The organism is Selenomonas sp. oral taxon 136 (assembly GCF_001554015.1).
In the GTDB taxonomy this organism is placed as follows: domain Bacteria; phylum Bacillota; class Negativicutes; order Selenomonadales; family Selenomonadaceae; genus Centipeda; species Centipeda felix.
On the sequence record NZ_CP014239.1, the window covers coordinates 421,780 to 437,320 of the forward strand.

General features: G+C 59.9%; 11 protein-coding genes and 1 riboswitch. All 11 genes read right to left on the reverse strand.

Going from position 1 to position 15,541, the window contains the following annotated elements; genetic code table 11:
* Nucleotides 1-5 precede the first annotated feature (5 nt).
* The gene (locus AXE86_RS01930; protein ID WP_061944096.1) at nt 6-971 is read right to left on the reverse strand and encodes an ABC transporter substrate-binding protein; all 966 of its coding nucleotides are present in this window, start codon (nt 969-971) and stop codon (nt 6-8) included.
* Between the two features lie 93 nt (nt 972-1,064).
* Nucleotides 1,065-2,342, reverse strand: a complete 1,278-nt coding sequence (locus tag AXE86_RS01935) for a nitrogenase component 1 (protein ID WP_061944099.1) — start codon at nt 2,340-2,342, stop codon at nt 1,065-1,067.
* Complete coding sequence (locus AXE86_RS01940; RefSeq protein WP_061944102.1) at nt 2,335-3,639, reverse strand: nitrogenase component 1; 1,305 nt, start codon at nt 3,637-3,639, stop codon at nt 2,335-2,337. Before AXE86_RS01940 ends, AXE86_RS01935 begins: the two co-directional genes overlap by 8 nt.
* Nucleotides 3,629-4,441 (reverse strand): nucleotide-binding protein, encoded by an 813-nt coding sequence (locus tag AXE86_RS01945; RefSeq protein WP_061944105.1) that lies wholly within the window; start codon nt 4,439-4,441, stop codon nt 3,629-3,631. Before AXE86_RS01945 ends, AXE86_RS01940 begins: the two co-directional genes overlap by 11 nt.
* A gap of 4 nt (nt 4,442-4,445) precedes the next feature.
* Entirely contained in the window at nt 4,446-8,144 is a 3,699-nt protein-coding gene (gene cobN / locus AXE86_RS01950; RefSeq protein WP_061944108.1) for a cobaltochelatase subunit CobN, read from the reverse strand.
* A gap of 18 nt (nt 8,145-8,162) precedes the next feature.
* Nucleotides 8,163-10,070, reverse strand: a complete 1,908-nt coding sequence (locus AXE86_RS01955; protein WP_061944111.1) for a VWA domain-containing protein — start codon at nt 10,068-10,070, stop codon at nt 8,163-8,165.
* Nucleotides 10,071-10,092: 22 nt separating this feature from the next.
* On the reverse strand, nt 10,093-11,121 hold the full coding sequence (locus AXE86_RS01960) for an ATP-binding protein (protein ID WP_061944115.1): 1,029 nt from the start codon (nt 11,119-11,121) through the stop codon (nt 10,093-10,095).
* Nucleotides 11,118-12,200 carry a radical SAM/SPASM domain-containing protein gene (locus tag AXE86_RS01965; protein WP_061944118.1) on the reverse strand — a complete coding sequence of 361 codons (1,083 nt, stop codon included), beginning with the start codon at nt 12,198-12,200 and terminating at the stop codon, nt 11,118-11,120. Before AXE86_RS01965 ends, AXE86_RS01960 begins: the two co-directional genes overlap by 4 nt.
* Nucleotides 12,190-13,152, reverse strand: coding sequence for an ABC transporter substrate-binding protein (locus AXE86_RS01970; protein ID WP_061944121.1), 963 nt, complete (start codon nt 13,150-13,152; stop codon nt 12,190-12,192). Before AXE86_RS01970 ends, AXE86_RS01965 begins: the two co-directional genes overlap by 11 nt.
* Before the next feature lie 203 nt (nt 13,153-13,355).
* Nucleotides 13,356-13,595: riboswitch (cobalamin riboswitch) on the reverse strand.
* Nucleotides 13,596-13,697: 102 nt separating this feature from the next.
* The gene (gene msrB, locus AXE86_RS01975; protein ID WP_061944123.1) at nt 13,698-14,816 is read right to left on the reverse strand and encodes a peptide-methionine (R)-S-oxide reductase MsrB; all 1,119 of its coding nucleotides are present in this window, start codon (nt 14,814-14,816) and stop codon (nt 13,698-13,700) included.
* Nucleotides 14,817-14,845: 29 nt separating this feature from the next.
* Nucleotides 14,846-15,541 carry a uracil-DNA glycosylase gene (locus AXE86_RS01980; protein ID WP_061944124.1) on the reverse strand — a complete coding sequence of 232 codons (696 nt, stop codon included), beginning with the start codon at nt 15,539-15,541 and terminating at the stop codon, nt 14,846-14,848.

The following is a 15,541-nucleotide window of genomic DNA, read 5'->3' on the forward strand; positions in this document are numbered from 1 at the left end:
CGTACTCAGTCCACGGCCGAAAGATGCTCATCCGCAGGCTGCCGAAACGCGTCGCCATAGACGCGGTAGGCAATCTCCTGCACGCCGAAGACAAAATCCTGCGAGCAGTTGTAGATATACCCCTCGAACGGTTCGGCAAACGCCTGGTTCCGAATCGCCTTCATCGTCTGCAGGGAGGGATCCCCCAGATACTCCCTGCGGAACTTGTCCACATCATAGTTCCCGTGATCGTTGTACGTTGGCAGGAAGAGGATGTCGGGATTGATCGCGACAAGCTGCTCTTTCGTCATCACCTGTCCATCACGTATGCCGAATGCAGCGCGCCCGTTCGTAACGCCTGCGAGAGAACAGGCCTCGTCAAAGCTGCTGCCGATGCCGCCGTAGGCACTCATGAGTGAGATGAGGACGACGCTCTTGCGCTGCTCCGGAGGAATCTGCTGCACCTTTGCCTCAATCTCCGCCAGTTTTTCATCCATCATGGACTGCAGCCGTACGCCGCGCTCCTCTTCGCCCGCCGCTGCCGCAAGCAGCGCGATCGTCTCACGGATTTCTGTGAGATTCTTTGCCCCTTTGCAGACAACCACCTTCACCCCCGCCTCGCGCAGAGACGGCACGATGGAGAGATCCCCCCAGTCCGGTACAACGACGAGATCGGGCTGCAGTGCCATGATCTCCTCCACGGTCGGATTTCCGATGCGGTGCGGGATCGCTTTTACGAGCGCTGTCACATTGGAGCTCACAGGATCGTCAAGGAGTCCATTCACCGCCGCCATGCGCTCCGGCTCGACCAGCCCCAGCATCACCTCATCCGTGCTCATCGACAATGTGATGATGCGTTTGGGCGGCGCGGGAAACGCTGTAACCGTCCCCTCCGTATCTGTCACCTGATATGCGACAGGCTCTGACGAACGGGATCCCGACGGACTGCACGCCGCGAGCAGAAGACTCAGCACGCAGAGGAGGAATGCCATGTATTTTCTCGACAATATAGTCTCCTTCCCTTCAGACGCAAATATGAATTATAGCATAATTTTCTATCGTTTTGGTTGTTCTTTGTTTTATTTTTATCGAATCATTTGCTTGCGCCGCAAAATATTTCCATTCCACAGCAGTTCCTCGATATGACGTGCGCCGCGCAGTCCCATGAATGGGCTTTCCGACAAGCACAGCGCATCCTGCACGGGATAGGCAACGGGAAGATACTGCGTCCCCAGCGGATCAATATGGGCAGATTCGTTGCTGCTCCCGAGCAGCAGCCCGCCCTCCATCTCAGCAAGGAGTTCCCGTATCCGCACAGCATCCGTCTCGCCCAGTATCTCATCCGCGAGAGGCAGGGCCTCCCGTGCCCCTGCCGCATCTGCCGCAACCGCGAGATGGCAGGCATCTGCCCACTCCGTCCGAAGTGCCTGAGCAAGCCCCCATGCAACGGAACGCGGAGCACGGATCAGCACCGTGTCATAGCAGAGCTCCCCCCAGAGGCTCTTGCATTCGTTGATGCGCAGAAAGTCCTCGCGCATCACGCGCGCAATCTCAGCCTCTGCCGCGTCTCCATGTAGGGGCGGCAGCACACGGGCGATCTCCTGCAGCCAGTGCTGCGTCCCTGCACGCCCATACGGCGGCAGCATTGCGAGATAGGGGGTGCCGCAGAGTTCATTGAGCAGGCGGGCGATCCCCAGTCCGAGCTCATCGTGCACGACGATATTCAGTGCCGCACGCGACAGTGTGCCCATTCCCGCAGCGGACAGATCGCTGCCGAGGACGGCATTCACATGATAGCCCGCCATCTCAAGCAGGCGCATGAGTTCACACACATCGTTGCCGCCATTACAGTAGGTACTCGTCATGCCGATCAAATTGACCGTATGCGCCTGTGTCTCCTGTCGTCCTGCCAGAAGCAGCGGCAGTGCGGTGCACGCTGCCTTGTCCCAGCCATCGGCAAAGCTGCCGGTAAGCCCGCTCGTATCGAGGGCGACGATCGGGCAATTGATCCCCGCGCCGCGCGCAATCGCCTCAACATCGTCGCCGATGAGCCCTGCCGCACAGCTGCTGACAATCGCAAGCAGTGCGGGCGGCTGCTCCACATAGGGAGCAAGGGCCTCGTGCAGATACTCCTCCGCACCGAAGACAATCGCATCATTGTCAAGCTGCGTACAGAGCATACGATGGGAGATCGTCGCCTGACTGTGCTCAATGTGACGCATGGCAAAGAAATGACACCAGAGGGGACCGTTGACGACGATCACCGCATCCTTGATCCCAGCAAAAAATGCCGCTGCCCCTGCCAGCGCACAGGTATCCGTGCACATACAGACATCGTCGAAGGATTTTTCACGATCATCCATAGATCAGCCCTCCCCTGCTCTCGTGCCGATGCAGAATCCGCCGCATATCGTCCAGCAGACGACGCTCCATCGACCAGCCGACCGACGGCAGGAGCGCAAGGAAGAGCTGGCGCAGCTTCGTATCGACGAGTTCATGTGTCGTGAGGACAAAATCCACACGGTGCAGCAGCTCCTCTGCCGCAGCATCCCCCTCATGATGAATGGGGACATCGGTTTGTCTCTGCAGTTCCTCCTCCATCACCGCACGCCGCTCGGGCATGAAGCAGTCCAATAGAACGATACCGTTCAGTTCAATCCCCGCCTTGTCCAAGAGCCGCAAAACGATCTCCGGCTGGAACCATGTGAGGTCGCGGCCGATGGCAAGTGCACATCTACGCCCCGCAAGATCATTGCGTGCCTTTTCCACAGCAGCGACAAAGGAAGCCTCCTCCGCCGTAATGGCGCGTTCCGCCGCCTCCTCGCGATGACAGAGCTGACCGACGCACCGCAGCCACCGCGCCATCTCCTCCGCCCCCACGGCGTAGACATCGGCAAGATAGGGCGTCCCGAGGCGCTCTCTGATATGCGCGGCGAGTGCCGCCAGCTGCGCCTGCTTTTCGTCGTCCATGCGACGGCCGAGGAGGATGACGAGCTCCGCCTCCGGCACCGCCTGCAGTTCATCGAGCGCAAGATAGGACGGGAACTGTCCCGTCACGCGCAGATCGAGCAGGGAGAGCAGCCGCTGCAGTTCCTTGACATATTCTCCGTGCATCCCCCCGCAGTCGCCGAGGAGCACCACGGTTCCGTCCTGGCGTTTGGCGGGCTGCATAAAGCGATCCACGAGTGCCCGTGCAGCATCGAGGTAGCCCGCATAGTACTCCCCGTCGAGAAAGCCGTGTGCCGAGACTGCCGTGACCGGGAGCCCCAGTTCCTCCTCCATCTCTGCCGCGATCGCCTGCGTATCGTCGCCGATCACACCACTGACACAGGAATTTGCGATAAATACCGCCTGCGGATGATATTTCTGTGCAGCAAAGCGAACGCACTCCCGCAGACGCTCCTCACCGCCAAAGACTGCCTCGTTCTCGCTAAGACCGCTCGTCAGGAGCGGCACAGGAGAGAGCCGCACCGATGTACCCGCCGCCGTCAGCCGATGGAAGCTGCTCACATCCATCCCGTGCGCGATGTGGGCGCATGGACGCGGACTGTGAAAGACGACGAGCGCACCGCGCACGAATGAGAGCGCACGCCAGACACCGGGCATGCTGCAGCTGCAGTTCGTGCGGCGCACACCGACGCGTTTAACCTCAATCCCCATAGCTTTCCACCAGTTCCTCGAGTTCCTCGAACGCCATCGGCGTCGGCACGGTCAGCATTTCGTTTGTATCAATCGCACGCGCGAGTGCCTTGTAGTGCTGCGCCTGCTCTGACTCCGGTGCGTAGGCAATGAGCGTCTGCCGATGGATCTCCGCCTCGTGCACGGCGCGCGAACGCGGGATATAGGTGATGAGCTGCGTCCCGATACGCGCGGCAAACGCCGCAAGGAGTTCGCGCTCGTTGTGCACGTCGCGCCCGTTGCCGATGATGCCGCCGAGCTTTACCGCACCGCGCGCAGCAAAGCGACACACGCCCTTTGCAATATTGTTCGCTGCATACAGCGACATGAGCTCGCCCGAGGAGACAATGTAGATCTCCTCGGCGTATCCCTCGCGAATGGGAACGGCAAATCCGCCGCAGACCACATCGCCGAGGACATCGTAGAGTACGACATCCAGATCGTCAAAGGCATGAAGTGCCTTCAGGCGCTCAAGTGCTACAATGATCCCGCGTCCGGCGCAGCCAACCCCCGGATCGGGACCGCCCGCTTCGATGCAGCGCACGCCGCCGGCACCCTCGTGCATGATTTCGTCAAGTGTGAGTGCCGCCCCCTTCTTCTCACGCTCGAGATCGAGGATCGTGGACGGGGCAATACGACCGAGCAGCAGACGGGTCGAGTCGTTTTTCGGATCGCAGCCGATCTGACAGACACGCCGCCCCATCTGGGCAAATGCCGCAGACACATTCGCGGCTGTCGTGGATTTGCCGATGCCGCCCTTGCCATAGAACGCAATTTTTTTCATAATCTCACCCTATTCCAGCTCGTATACGCCCCTCCGCCCGTTCTTCCAAATCTCCCTCAATGGAGAGGTAGAGGCTGCGCAGCTCGTCCAGCGTTTCCTGTGAGGCATTCCACAGGCCGCGCTGCTGTGCCTCAAGCAGCGTCTCTGCCATGCGGTGGAGTGCCCACGGATTGACCTCCTGCATCCACTCCTGCATCCCCGCATCGAGGACATATTTGCGTGCGTAACCCTCGTACATCCAGTCCTTCATCACGGCACTCGTCGCGTCCCACTGATAGCTGTGCGCCAGATAGTTGGCGAGATCGGAGGCACCCTTGTAGCCGTGCTGTTTCATCCCCTCGATGAACTTTGGATTCATCGCCTCCCCGCGGAACAGACGCGCCGCTTCCTCCGCAACGCTGCGCAGGACAATGCGCTGCCGGTCGCTCGAATCGCCCGTATAGGAGCGCGGTGCCTTGCCCGTCAGTGCCCGCACGGTCGCAATCATACCGCCGTGGTAGGCGTTGTAGTCATCCGAGCTGAACATGTGCGTCTCACGCGTATCCTCATTTTTTACCGTGACGTCCAGCCCCGCCATGCGCCGCTGAAAGACCTCCGGATCATACGCGCGTGCCATTCCGTCGCCGCCGTATGCCGTTCCGGAGAAGCGCGTATAGACGGCGGCAAGATCATCGATGGACTCCCATTCCTTTGACTCAAGCAGATCGGCGACACCTGCGCCATACACCCCCGGCGGATCGCCAAAGATGCGTACACAGGCGCGTTCCCATGCTCTCTCCCGTGTCTCACCCTGCTCCTCGAGCCATGTCGTATCGGAGAGGATGTGCTTGCGCACATAGTTCTCCGCATCGCTCTCCTCGAGGTCGCACACCATACGCACCGCCTGATCCACCCAGCGTATGGCGTTCGGCACTGCATCACGGAACAGCCCGCTGATGCGTGCCGTCACGTCGATACGCGGCCGCTGGAGCTCTGCGAGGGGGATGATCTCAAGACCGCAGACACGCTGCGACGGACGCCGCCAGACAGGACGCACGCCCATGAGATAGAAGAGCTCGGCGATGCACTGTCCATGACTGCGCATATTCGAGCCCGCCCAGAAGACGATGCCGACCGCCTCCGGATAGCGCCCCTCATCGTTGATATACTGCTCTATGAGGGCATCACCCAGTTGTTTTCCGTACGCCCATGCAGCGGGCGTCGGCATACAGCGCGGATCTAGGCCGTAGAAATTGCGCCCCGTCGGCAGTACATCCACACCGTTTGTCGTCGGTGCGCCCGCAGGGCTCGGCTCGATGTAACGCCCCGTGAGAGCACGCAGCGTCTCCGTGATCTCCCCCTCCGTGCGGCGCAGGCGCGGCACCATATCCCCCACAACCTCATGCAGCGCATGGGCAAAGGCGGTGCGCATCTCCTCCGAGGCACCGGCCATCACGGGCAGCTCCATCGCCCGCGCGACAGCCTCCGGTGCATAGTCATGCGCCGCAAGGAATGAGATGAGCGCACGCATCTCCTTCTCGACCATATCCAGCTTTCGCCCGTAGGTCATCCCGTCTGCCGTTATGCGCTCGCTGTGTGTGAGCAGCTCCTCATAGTCGTACCCCGACTGCTCGGCAACGAGACGGACGAGGGATTTCTCCCCACCATGCTCCATGCGCACGAGCGCGCACAGAAAATCGATCAGCGCCTCGCCCGCAGGCGCACGTCCGAGGATGTGCAGCCCCGTGCGAATCTGCATATTCTTGAGGTCGGTCACATAGTTGTGGAGGGCATCGGCATAGTCGTCAAAGGAATCGCCTTCGTCGATTTCCCCCTCGAAATGACAGGCGGCAGCTTTCTCACGGACAAGCTCCTGCGCCGCCTCGATGTTGTCCGGCTGTGCTGCACGAAAATGGACGTACTCATCAAGAGCCTGCTCCAGTTCCTCGATCTCCTCAAACTCCCCCGCGAGTTCCATCGGCGGCGAGAGGTGACTGATGAGGCACGCCGCACCGCGCCGCTTTGCCTGAATCCCCTCCCCGACAATCGTGATCCAGTAAGGATAGATATCCGGCAGATCGCCCAGCGACACATCCGGCCAGCAGCGGTTCGAGAGCGCCGTGCTCTTGCCCGGCAGCCACTCGAGAGAGCCGTGCGTCCCGACGTGAATGACCGCATCCGCCTGCCAGATGTCGCGGAGCCAGTGATAGTAGCCGATGTAGTGGTGTGTGGGAGCGGCGTCCGGCGAGTGGAGCAGCTTGCCGGGATCCTCGCCAAACCCGCGCGGCGGCTGCACCGTGATAAAGAGATTCCCGTTCAGCGTGCCCGGGATGAGCAGTGTTCCGTCGTAATTGAATACATCACCGGGCGCATCGCCCCAGTCTCGCACGAGCTGCATTCGCACCTGCTCGGGCAGTTCCGTAAAAAACGCACCATACTGCTCTGCCGTCAGCTGTCCGTCGGCAGACGCTGCCTGCGCCGCACTCATAAAGCGGCGGTCATTCGTCGCGTGATCCGTCAGCAGATTCATGAACGCCTTGCCGCTCTCCGGGATCTCATCCATGACATAGCCTGCCGCCTGCATTGCTCGCAGCAAAGAGAGCACGCTCTCGGGCGAGTCCAGCCCCGCCGCGCTGCCGATGTTCGCATTCGTTGCCGGGTAGTTGTGGAATACAATCGCAATTTTCTTCTCCGCATTCGGCTTATGACGCAGAGCCGCCCACTTTCGCGCCTTTCGGGCAATCCGCTCCATGCGCTCATCCAGTGCCGCATAGCTGACCTCACCGCTCTCGTCACGCACCTTCGCCGCAATCGGAACGGCGTGGATCACACCATCAAACTCCGGCATGGCGACGCTCATCGAGATCTCCATCGGATCGAGCCCCGCCGGTGACTGCTCCCACTCCTCTTTGGGCGCGAGCACCGTATATGCCTCCAGAACGGGCACACCGAGCGCATAGAGATCCTCGGGACGCGTACCGCCCGCCTTGAGAGAGAACTTCATCGTGCTGATGATGACATCGACGTAGGGCTTTCCATCCCTGCAAAAATATTTTTTGATTGCTTCCATTAGGGTCAGAGATTCCACACGCGCATCACGATAGGCATTCGAGAACACGGCGACCGCGTTCATCCCCTCCGCCTCGATCGCACGGATAAGCGCCGTATGATAAGTAAAGTCCCCCGTAATCCACTCCGAGCGATAGAAGAGCACACCGACTGTCGGTCGTCCCTCCACGTAATACGCGCCAAGATAGCCCGCGATATCCTCAGGATCTCCCGCCCATGCCGGATGATAGACACCGTTCCATGCGAGCGGGGCGGGCTGCTCCGGCGTGCAGGGAATCCCCCTGAACGCTCCGCCGAGCCAGCGGAAGAGATTTCGCATATTCGCCTCGCCGTCATAGCGAAAATATGCCCACGTCGTATGGATCTGCTCCGCTGAGAAGCCGTACGTCACCTTGTCATGCTCCGCATGATCCACGACGATCAGATGCAAAATCCGATGCTTCTGCAAATCGCGCGACGCCTGCTTCAGGAAATCATTGTCCAGCCCCGTACCCATCCAGAGAAAGAGATGGAGATCCGCCGCCGCACGCCTTTCCTCCCAGCGATCCATACCGTTGACAGCACACACGCGTACCTCCGGCTCTTCCAGATACGCAGCACAGCGACGCGCGAGCACACGCACGCGCAGGATGTTGGTGTAGACTGCAATCTTCATATCGTACCGCTCCTGATTCTATCGCCTGCGGGATGCGCGGACAATCTCAAGCACGCCCTCCGTCGAGAGCTGCTCCAAGGTGTAATATCGTGCGTCCATGCGGCGGGCGAGCTCCGGCGCAATACCGACGCGCGGGACGGCGCGCTCCGTATCAAGGACAAGACTGAGCGCCTGTGTCCCTGCGACCTCCTCCGCCGCCCGCAGGGCGCGCTGTACGCCAGCGTCCCCCTCTTTGGCGTTCGCCCGACCATCCGTGACCAGCACGAGAACATTTTTTCCTCCGCCCCTGCGCTCCAATTCATGCAGCATCTGCAGTGCGTGGGCAAGCCCCTCGGCGAGTGGCGTTCGTCCGCCCGTCGGCAGCTCACGCAGCTGCTTTTCCGCCAGTTCCACGCTGCGCGTCATCGGCAGGAGTGTCTCCGCATGATCGCGCCGAAAGGCAATGAGCCCCACACAGTCCCGCTTCTGATACGCCTCCTGCAAGAGGGAAAGAATCGCGCCCTTCACCATGCGCATACGCTCACGTGCGCCCATCGAGCCGCTGGCATCAACGAGGAAGAGAATGTTCGCTGCTGTGCGCTTTGCCCGTACCCAGACGCGCACATCCTCGGGTCGAATGACAACCGCCGGACTGCCCTGACGGACGTGCTGATGGGGCGCGGCTGCGCGCAGTGTCGCAGAGAGTGCGAGATCGGGGCGGCTGCCTACACGCGGCATCTTCGTTCGCAGCCCGCGCCCATCCGCTGTATGCGTTTGGAGGATGTCACGCTTGCCGCTCTTTCCGCCCTGTGCACGCATCGTCATGGAGAGAAGCGAGAGCCGCGCCATAACGCCTTCGAGCGGGGCGGCAATGCAATCCTCCGCGTCGCCGCTGGAAGTATCCTCCTCCGAGGGCGGTGCATCATCCGTCTCATCCTGCGAGGCGTTCTGCTGTTCATTGCCCTGCATGGGCTCCTGCCGCTCATCCGCTGCGCCCTCATCCTGCGGTGGAAGCGGATCCTGCGCGTCATCCGGCACATCGCTATTGCCCTGCTCCGGCACATTCGCGTTGTCAGGCGGTGGCTGCTGTTCCTCCTGCGGGCGGTTCATCCGATGCACGAGTACGAACTCCGCCGCCTCCTCCACATCCACGGGCATAACGAATGCCCTGCCCGCGAGTGCTGCAAGCGCACGCGCTGCCTCGATGAGATAGATCTCCGCATGGTTTCCGACACAGTGCGCACGCAGGACGCAGGCGGCCGCAAAGTGCAGAATAGCAGACGGCACTGCCACGCGCGGCAGGAGGCCACGTGCACGGCAAATCGAGGCTGCAAAATCCTCCTCCTGTGCGGCATAGGACGCACGAAACGCCGCCGGGTCACGCTCAAAGGTGAGTACCCGTGCGGCGATCTCCCTGCGTTGTGCAGGGTCAGTCACATCCTCCATCGACACAAAAAGCCCGAAGGCATCCAGCAGGGTGGGGCGGAGCGTCCCCTCGGCGGGATCCATCGTGCCGACAGGCGTATAGGAAACTTCTTCGGTAAATGAAAGCCCATCCCGCTCAAGGCGAAAGAATCGATCCTCGGCACATTTCAGAACCGTGGACAGAATGTCCTCGCGCAGGAGATTCACCTCGTCCATATAGAGGAAGGTATTACGCGCACGATGAAGAAGCCCATGCCGCAGACGCCGTTCTCCCTGCTGCAGGGCAGCCTCTATGTCGATCGTGCCGAAGATCATATCCTCCGACGCACCGAGCGGCAGTTCCGCCATGCGTCCCGTCACCGTAAAGGGGGCTGCCGCACGGACAAGAACGGATTTTGCCGTTCCGCTCGTACCGGAGATCAGGAGGGCGCCGGCAAGCGGGTTCACCAGTACAGCCGCAAGTGCGCGTTTCGCGTGCTCCTGCCCGACCACAGCAGTCAGTGGATAATGCGGGGTGTTCAAGCTCTTTCCTCCGAAATGCAGTTTACGCAGATGCTCCCAAGATCGCATCCACCGCGCTCCAGTCGACCGCCTCTTCCTCGAAGGGACGGCGGCGCATACGGTGTGCGAGGACAAGTCGGCTGACGCGCAGCAAGTCCTCTGCGTTGACAGCAGTTCGTCCTGCAAGTGCCGCGTGTGCAATCCCTGCCTTGATGAGGGTAATATCGGCACGATGCCCGTCAACGCCGAGCGTCAACGAGACCTGCGCCGCCAGCCCAAGGATGTCGTCGGGCACTGCCACATTGGCAACGCGCTGACGTGCTGCGACAATCTGCGTGTGCAGCTGCTCCTGCTCTGCCGCGTATGTCGCGGCAAAGGCATCTGCATCCCGCTCGTAGGCAATCCGACGACGGATCACCTCAACGCGGCTTTCGGCATCCTGCTCCCCCGCAACGGTCACTGAGAGCGCAAAACGGTCGAGAAGCTGTGGACGGATATCCCCCTCCTCCGGATTCATCGTACCGATGAGGACAAAACGTGCAGGGTGTGCATAGGAAATCCCCTCGCGTTCAACGGTGTTGACACCCATTGCAGCCGAGTCGAGCAGGATATCGACGATATGATCCTCAAGCAGGTTGATCTCATCCACATAGAGGATATTGCGGTTCGCGGCCGCCAGAATGCCGGGCTCGAACGCCTTGCGTCCATGCTGGATCGCGGTCTCCATGTCGAGCGTCCCGACCACGCGGTCCTCCGTCGCACTGACGGGCAGCTCCACCACGCACATCGGAACTTCTTCCTGCGGCAGTTTCCCCTCTGCGCTTCTCTCTTGACAGGCATCACAGTAGAGCTCGGGGCGTGCGGGATCACAGTGACAGGCACAGCCGCGCACGGCGTGCAGATCCGGCAGGAGCGCAGCGGCAGCGCGTACGGCAGTGGATTTTGCCGTTCCCTTCTCTCCCTTGATGAGCACACCGCCGAGAGAGGGCATGACTATACTGAGGAGAAGAGCCGTCTTCATCTCTTCCTGCCCAACGATTGCAGTAAACGGGTAAACTGTTCTATGTTTCATTGACCTGTCCTCTTATTGCATTGTACAACTACGTTCAGCGACTCCTTCATCGCCGCACGCTTCAGTGCACATTCGGCAGTGGAGGCGGCGGGATGTCCCTGCCCAGCCCTGCGTGCATAGCACGCGCCGCCGCAGGCGGAAAAATCCACACACGTCCTGCAGAACGCCATAGCATTCTGCATCTCCTGCGCCACCTCTTTCTGGCGCTGCACATCAATGCCACGTTCCACATCGCCGAGCAGAAAGTGCGCATCGCCGACAAAGGAGGAACAGGCGTAGATATTTCCAAGCGCGTCAACGTGTACCCCCGCCCCGTTCATCGCATGGCAGTGGGAAAATCCACTGCCTGTGCGCTGGGCAAGACACGCCGCCTGCTCCATCTGGCTAATCGCCATAGAGTGGCCGATCATTCGCCCGAGTTTGCGGTTCAGCGCAAAAACCGCTTCCATCGCCTGCGCCATGTCCTCGGCCCGTGCGCTGCGAACGGCAGAGCCACGCCCCTGTGGCCGCAGGAGATCAAAGCCCACACGGCGCACATTGCCGAGATAGTATGCCATCTCGACAACACCGGAAAGCTCTGTAACATTGTCCGCTGTGACGACTGTGGTCAGGCCGATCTCCATGCCGCACTGCGCAAGCTGACGAATCCCTGCGACAACATCCGCTGCCGTACCTCTGCCGTCAGGATAACAGCGAAGTGCATCGTGCACAGCAGGTCTACCGTCAAGGCTGACGCCGATCCCAATGCGCGCACGACGCAGAAAAGTCGCCGTCTCCTCGGTCAGCAATGTTCCGTTGGTCTGCAAATCCATGCGTGCCGGGATACGCTTGCTGCGCACGTAGTCTGCCATCTGACGCAGCAGCGGCAGTGCAAGGAGGGGTTCTCCCCCCGAGAACTGCAGGATAAAGGGCATTTTGCCCGTCGCCGCAAGGTCGATGGCACGCCGCGCCGTCTCCCATGTCATCGTGCGTCTGTCCTGCGCTGCGGCATAGCAGTAGCGACACGCAAGGTTACAACTTCCGGTAAGGCTCATGACGAGCATGCGCAGCGGTACTGCCCCGATGCCCTTACTTTTCATCGGCAAAGCGCTCCGGATAGACAGCGCGTGCCAATGCGTAGACAGCATCTGCCGCATTCTGTGAAGTATTGTAACGATACCGATCCGGAACCACATAGAGGTGATTTTCCTGCACGGCCTTCACATGGATAAACAAGGGGTCTCTGCAGAGTTTTTCGCGAAATTCCTCCGTCGTTTTCCCCTCTGTACTCCACGTCGGCAGGAGAAATACGTCGGGGTTGAGTGCCACCACCTGCTCCATCGAGACCGCAGTCGTCGCCGTCAGCCCCGCCATCGCCACACCATTGCGCAGGGAGGCACGGCGGCACATATCGTCAAAGAGCCCATCCTTGCGTCCAAACACACCGCTGAACGCAAATGCAACGACGATGGGGCGCTCCTCCTCCGGGATGTCTCCAACGCGCCGCTCCACATCAGCGAGAAGGGCACGTTTTTCGGCGATGCGTGCGGCGGCATTTTCCTCCTGTCCAATCAGGCGTCCAACCGTCTCAATGCGCGCAAAGATGTCCTCGAGGTTATTCGGCGTACGTGAGACAAAGACGGGAATCCCCAAATCGCGCAGGCTGTCCACCAGCTCCTTCGGTATGCCGTCAATCGCAAGGACAAGGTCTGGATCCAGTGCCGCAACGCGCTCCGGACTTCTGTCCTTGAGTTTGACGGATACGGCGCGTGCCTCTTCCGTCATGCAGGATATTCCCGGATCATCCACCGTGGAGGTGAGCCCCGCGATCTGCTCCGGCGGAGCAATCCCAAGGAGAATCTCATCCATCCCTCGTCCCAGCGACACGATCCGATGCGGTCTTTCCGTGACAACGACCTCCGCCCCGGTATCATCCGTTCCGCGATAGAACGCATCCCCATCCGACTCCACCCGCGTCCCGTTTCCACAGCCAGTGAGAAGGAGAAGACAGCCCGCGACAAGGAGCGCATAGAGCAGCCAATTATAAGGCATGGGTATATGCGTATTGCAGTTTCTTTGCATGCTTCATTCTTCGTCACCTTTCTTCATCCTGCACCGATGAACCTGCATGCAAAAGAGAAGATGTGCATAAAAAGACCCCTCCTGCATACACAGAAGGGGTTTTTCACACAACAAAGGATCACGCTGTATCCGCAGACACACTGGAATCCCCATCCCTATCACTCGCAGGTCAAACGGCGATTGTCAATCAGGCAGTTCTCCTGGCTCCAGTTCCTCGCGCACCTGCGCCTTCCCGAGGGAAATCCCTCAGTGGCGGAGACAATGTCCCCATGCAGGTTTGCTCACTGCTACAGTGGCGTGACCGCTCCGGCTTGATGGGAAAATACGTTTCCTTACCGGATTCTCTATTATATCTCTGCAAACTGTCAAACGACCTGGCAGTTCGCGCCGATACCTGATCCACTTCATATAAAGTTTTCATAAAACGCATTTATAGTAACATTGGAAGAATCGCTTGTCAATACGACAAAGGGATATTTTACGAATCATCTCAATACGCTGGGATCTTTCCGAGTCTATTTTTCCAGCAAATAGAGATAGTCCCCATAGCCCTCCTCCTCCATGTCCTCCTTCGGGATGAACCGCAGGGACGCACTGTTGATGCAGTAGCGCAGCCCACCCGTTGCGGCGGGGCCATCGTCAAATACGTGTCCGAGATGCGCGCCGCTGTTCGTCGCCGTAACCTCGGTACGCACCATGCCGTGCGAGCGATCTTCCTGCTCTGCAATCAGTGCCGCATCGATTGGACGTGAGAACGCCGGCCAGCCGCAGCCCGAGTCATATTTATCCGTGGAGACAAAAAGCGGCTCGCCCGTCGTGATGTCACAGTAGATACCCGCACGAAACTCGTGATCGTATTCGTTGCGGAAGGGCGGCTCTGTCGCCTTCTCCTGGGTAACGGCGTACTGCAGATCCGTGAGACGTTCTCTGAGTTCAGCCTTTGTCGGCTTTTCATCATGACGCACGTTTTTCTTCTCCCCCATCGGTTCGGCTTCCGCACGTTTCTCACGCATCGCAGCGATGAGCGCAGGGGAGATATGGCAGTAACCGTTGGGATGCTTCTCGAGATACTCCTGATGATCGTCTTCTGCACGATAAAAGTTCACGATCGGTCCCATCTCGACAGCCGTCTTCTGACCGAGACGATTCTGCAGTGCGTCCAACGACGCACGGATGATCGATGCATCCTTGCCGCCGTCTGCCTTCACATAGTAAATGCCTGAACGATACTGCCGCCCGACGTCGTTGCCCTGCCGATCGACTGCCGTCGGGTCGATGGAGTCGTAAAATGCGGTTAGAAGCTGATCGAGCGAAATGATGTGCGGGTCATAGATAACGTGAACCGCCTCCGCATGCCCGCTCCCGCTGCATACCTCCGCATAGGAAGGATGGGCACTCATACCGTTTGCATAGCCGCACTCTGCAGAGACAACGCCCGGCACCAGACTGAGGTAGAGTTCCGTCCCCCAGAAGCAGCCGCCGGCGAGATAGATCTCCTTCTGTCCTGCGGCAGCTTGGTTCTCCTGCACGATCTCATGCGGCATCTCACTCGACGACGATGCGGGTGCACCGCAGCCGCCGATGCAGCTGAGCAGGCCGAGGGCACAGATACCGCGCAATAGTAATGCATTCATGATAATCTCCTTTCAGCAAGAATCAAAGATTACGGCTTGATCTCACTTGCCGGAGGGAGCTGCCAGTCGATGGGCATCTCCCCCACACGCGTGAGGAAGTCGTTGACACGCGAGAATGGATGACTGCCGAAGAAGCCGCGGTGCGCCGAGAGCGGGCTCGGATGCGGCGACTCGACGATGAGATGGCGCGGATTCGTGATGAGGCTGCGTTTCTTCCGTGCAGGACTGCCCCAGAGGATGAAGGCGAGCGGTTTCTCACGTGCTCCGAGGAGGCGAATGATGGTATCAGTGAACCGCTCCCACCCGTGTCCCGCGTGCGATGCCGCCGCATGAGCGCGCACGGTAAGAACGGTGTTGAGGAGGAGCACGCCCTGCCGCGCCCACGGGATGAGACAGCCGTGATCGGGCGGAACGATCCCGATATCGTCCTGCATCTCCTTGTAGATATTCAGCAGTGACGGCGGCGGGTCAACGCCGACCTGCACGGAAAATGACAGCCCATGCGCCTGTCCGTCTCCATGGTAGGGATCCTGACCAAGAATGACGACCTTCGTATCAGCAAAGCTTGTGTAGTGCAGTGCATTAAAGATCGAATACATATCGGGGTACACACGCCGTGTACGGTACTCCTCAATGAGGAATGCGCGCAGCTCACGATAGTAGGGCTGCGCCATCTCATCCGCAAGGAGTTCCTGCCAATCGTTTTGGAAAATTGCCTTTGCCAT